The organism is Sphingopyxis sp. BSNA05 (genome assembly GCF_013265645.1).
In the GTDB taxonomy this organism is placed as follows: Bacteria; Pseudomonadota; Alphaproteobacteria; order Sphingomonadales; family Sphingomonadaceae; genus Parasphingorhabdus.
Window position 1 is genome coordinate 1 of the sequence record NZ_PYIA01000167.1, and the last position, 3,997, is coordinate 3,997.

The window sequence follows — 3,997 nt, forward strand, 5'->3', positions numbered from 1 at the left end:
ACGCAGCCCGATGCGGCGCGTATTCCAGGCTACACATCAAATCCTGCTGAGGCGGGTTATGCGGATAATCCAGATCGCATTGAAGGCGATGCAAGGGCCGCAGCGCGCAGCCACGAAGGCATGAAAGCGATCATGGATTCCAATACCCGGCGCGCGAAGTTTGAGATAGATGAAATCAAAGCGGTCACTGCGCGGTCTAAATCGATCAACGAAGACCCACTTGCCTATACCAGCGGCATGGAAATTGGCGGGGCGGAAGGACGCTGCGTTCCGCTTCCATCTTCTCCCGGATCGCCGGGCCGTTATACAGCAACCTGTAATAGCGGGGTAGCGCTGGAAGAAAGAAACGAGAGCTGCAGCATCTATCTGGATGTAAGTGTCGAGCAGCGGACCCAATATCATTATTTGTGCAGCTATATCAGCCCATATGGTTTTGGCGGCGTCCCTTCTTGCGAGATATTTAACGCAAATGGATGCCGTAGGACCGGAATACGTCCAGGACCATGTTTGCAGTGGCATGACGACGGATATGGCCCGAGATACTGCGTTGAACCCGGCGAACCTTATGTTGAAATGAGCTGTAGCGCGCCTGTCGCGGGAGAAACGCCTTACGCGACGTCAACAGAAAATATTATTCAGGAAAACCAACATGATGCAGCATGCCGAACTTTTGCAGAAGACGCCGACTGCAAACAAACAGCCGAAACTTGCACCGACAGCGATCCTGTAACCCGGATCATAGACGGTGTTCCGGTCACAAAACCCTGTTGGGCATGGGAGCGGGCCTATCAATGCAATGCCCGGCGCGCTGCCAATGATTGCGAGGAACTGGATAATAATCCCGCCTGCCAATTGCTCCGCGAGGATTGTCTGAGCGAAGATAATCCCTGCTCAACGATAGAGCGCGTTTATGATTGCCCGCTTCCAGATACACAAGGCTCCGGAAGCCAGTATATTTGTGACGGCGATGTCTATTGCATCGATGGATCATGCGAAACAATCGAACGTACGCCCAATGACGAATTCAAGGATGCGGCTGTTGCGCTTCACGCGATGGACGATGCGCGGGGACAATTTGATCCCGACACATTGACACTTTTCAAAGGCGAGCGTGAAACGTGCGGCTCCAAAGTATTTGGCGTGCTCAATTGCTGCAAGGGTAAAGGCTTTCCGCTCATTCCCGGTATTAGCCTGCTGGTTGCGTTTGGCTGCAACACCCAAGAGATCCTTCTTCACCAGCGCGATGCTAATGGGCTGTGCGCCTATGTCGGTAGCTATTGCTCAAAGAAAATCCTCGGCATCTGTATCACCAAGAAGAAAGTCTATTGCTGCTTCACATCCAAATTGTCGCGTATTTTGCAAGAGCAAGGCCGCGCGCAGCTGCCCAAACCCTGGGCTCGGGCGAAGGACGAACAATGCCACGGCTTCACAATCGAGGAATTTGCGCAGCTTGATCTTTCAAAAATGGATTTTCCGAAATCTATTCTGAATTTACCGAGGCTGCCCGCCTGCCCGACGAGCTCGAAGCGGCCAATGACATCCAGCAGAAAATTCAAAACTTCTACGAGAGATCAGGCCCATGAAAAATGTTTTTCAACTTTCGCTCCCCCTGCCCTTGGCGCTCGGCGGCTTGGCCGTGCTTGTCCTTGCAATCGTGTTTCTTATTGACGCCGCCATCAGCCCGGCAATTGCGCAAGGCGCAACATCCAATCCAATTGACCCACCAACCAATATCGCGCGAACCAGCGCGGATGAACTCTACTGCGAGAAACGCAAACTGGGATATTGGTTCTATTGCAGCAAGCCAAAACCCGCTCAGGAAACAGAAACCCTGCCGCCTGAAACGCAAGCCAGCGCAAGTGAGCAACTCGATGCGGTTACGAAGGAATTGCGCGAGCTTAAAGCCAAAGCAATCCTCGAACCATCCCCCGAAAATGTTATCGCTTACATACGCTTCCAGCGCGAACAGCTCGACCGCGCGTCGCTGTTTTCAGACGTTTGGCAGCGCGCGATCTGGCAGCAGCCTGATCTGGATTATACGCTCGAACGCCCGGTTTCCACGCTGGCCAAAAGGCAGTGGCAGGATGCGCGTAGCGCTTCGCGTGATACCGTCATGGCAAACCTCGGAAAACGTTTTGGGCTGTTCTACTTTTTGCGCAAAGCTGCGGCGCCTGCGAGGTCATGTCGCCAATCGTAAAATCAGTTTCTAACCGATGGAAACTGACGGTTCGCGCCATCTCAACCGATGGCGGACCATCACGGCATTTTCAAAATTACACCGTCGAGGCCGGTCAACGCGCGCGCATGGGATTAAAGCCCAAAATTACCCCGCCCTGGTGCTGTGGGATAGCGCGCAAAGTCGCGCCATCCCAATCGGATATGGAATCATTTCTGCCGATGAACTGCAGGACCGTATTTATTTGCTCACATCAAAGGAAGCCGGACATGATTATTAAAAAGCAATAGCTGCGATTACAGCTGCAAGTCTAATCACTTCATCTATTTCGGCACCTGTTTCTGCCAATGTCGGTGATAGCATGGACCGGTTCATGGATGATATGGGCGGCGCTGCCAATGTCACCGGGCCAACTGCATTTGAGGGCCAGTCAGCGGGCTATTATAGCCTCGGCAATGTCTGGACGCGCTTTCCCCAGAAGACGACCAATATTGCAAACTTGCAGCTACCATCCGCTAAAGCGGGCTGCGGCGGTATCGATATTTTTGCAGGTTCGTTTTCATTCATCAACGCCAGCGAGATTGTTGCGATGCTAAAAGCCGTGGCGAACAACGCTGTCGGTTTTGCTTTCAGCCTCGCCATCGACACCGTGTGCCCGGAATGCTCGAAAATCATGCAGGAGTTTTCGCAAAAGGCGCAGCTCATGAATAATCTCAACATCAACAGCTGCGAAATGGCGCAGGGGTTGGTGGGCGGGATCTGGCCAAAGGGCGATCTAGCGGACAAGGCAATCTGCGAGGCCATAGGCAACTCAGAGGGTATATTCACCGATTATGCCGCCGCCAAACATGGTTGCGGCACCAAAGGCCAGCGCGATTCTACAAATGCAGGCGCGGGCGCGGATTATGCCGACGTAAATCCTGGCGTCGCGCGTAACTACACATGGCACATTCTCAAGAAATCAGCATTTTTCAACCCTGGCGGCACATTTGACCGGGAACTGGCAGAATATGCAATGACGCTCATTGGGACTATTATCTACGTGCCGCCCAAAGACGCCTCTCCCGGAAAGTTCGTGCCGTTCGCAGGCGATGCCTCTTCAACATTGGTGACTGCATTACTCGACGGAACATCAGGTCAGACCATCAAGGTTTTGATTGCGACGAACCCGATCAATGCCTCGATCCGACGTTTCGCAATATGAGCCTTGCTAGCTCTAAAGCCATAAGACCTCGCGTGGCCGCACTGATTACCAGCATGGTCGAAGCTATCCGCGCCGACACAGCGATCGGCACTGCCGAAAAAGAATTGCTGCAGGTTGCATCGGTGCCGCTCTATAAAATCCTTACCGTTCAGGCGGCTTACGGTCGCGGCATGCCAACCGATGACCGCGAGACGCTTGCTGAGATTGCTGCGGTTGATCTGCTCTTTGCAGTTCTCGAACGGATTGTTGGCGAAGCGGGTCGTTCGATGTCCACCTTCATCGGCGCGGATGAAGCCAAGCTCGCCATGTGGCAAGGTCAAATGAGCGAAGTGCGCCGCGCTTTGGCAGACAGACAAGCAAATAGTCAGGCCAAGGTCAGTGCTATCATGCAGATCATCGAAAAGACTGCGATGATTGAGAACATGCTCTCGGCTTCCATGTCGCCGTCTATGGCAGCAGCCCTCGACTGGTCGCGCGCGGTTCAAAACCGTTCGCTGACACCTTGAGTTTGGCGTAAACAGATGGTCGAGATATTCACAATTGGTGGCGGCGAATATATCGTCAATGTCCTCAATGCCGTTGCGGCATGGACCGGTGCGGGCGGATACAAAAGCCTG

General features: G+C 53.4%; 1 protein-coding gene and 2 pseudogenes. All 3 read left to right on the forward strand.

All coding sequences use genetic code 11. The features are described 5' to 3' along the window. On the forward strand, positions 1-1,668 hold a 1,668-nt coding region (locus C8024_RS19540; protein ID WP_254306136.1), incomplete at its 5' end, for a conjugal transfer protein TraN. Continuing rightward, positions 1,580-2,456: pseudogene (locus tag C8024_RS19545) on the forward strand (conjugal transfer protein TraF). The gene C8024_RS19540 and the pseudogene C8024_RS19545, both read left to right, overlap by 89 nt. Before the next feature lie 81 nt (positions 2,457-2,537). Continuing rightward, positions 2,538-3,886: pseudogene (locus tag C8024_RS19550) on the forward strand (conjugal transfer protein TraH). Positions 3,887-3,997: the final 111 nt, after the last annotated feature.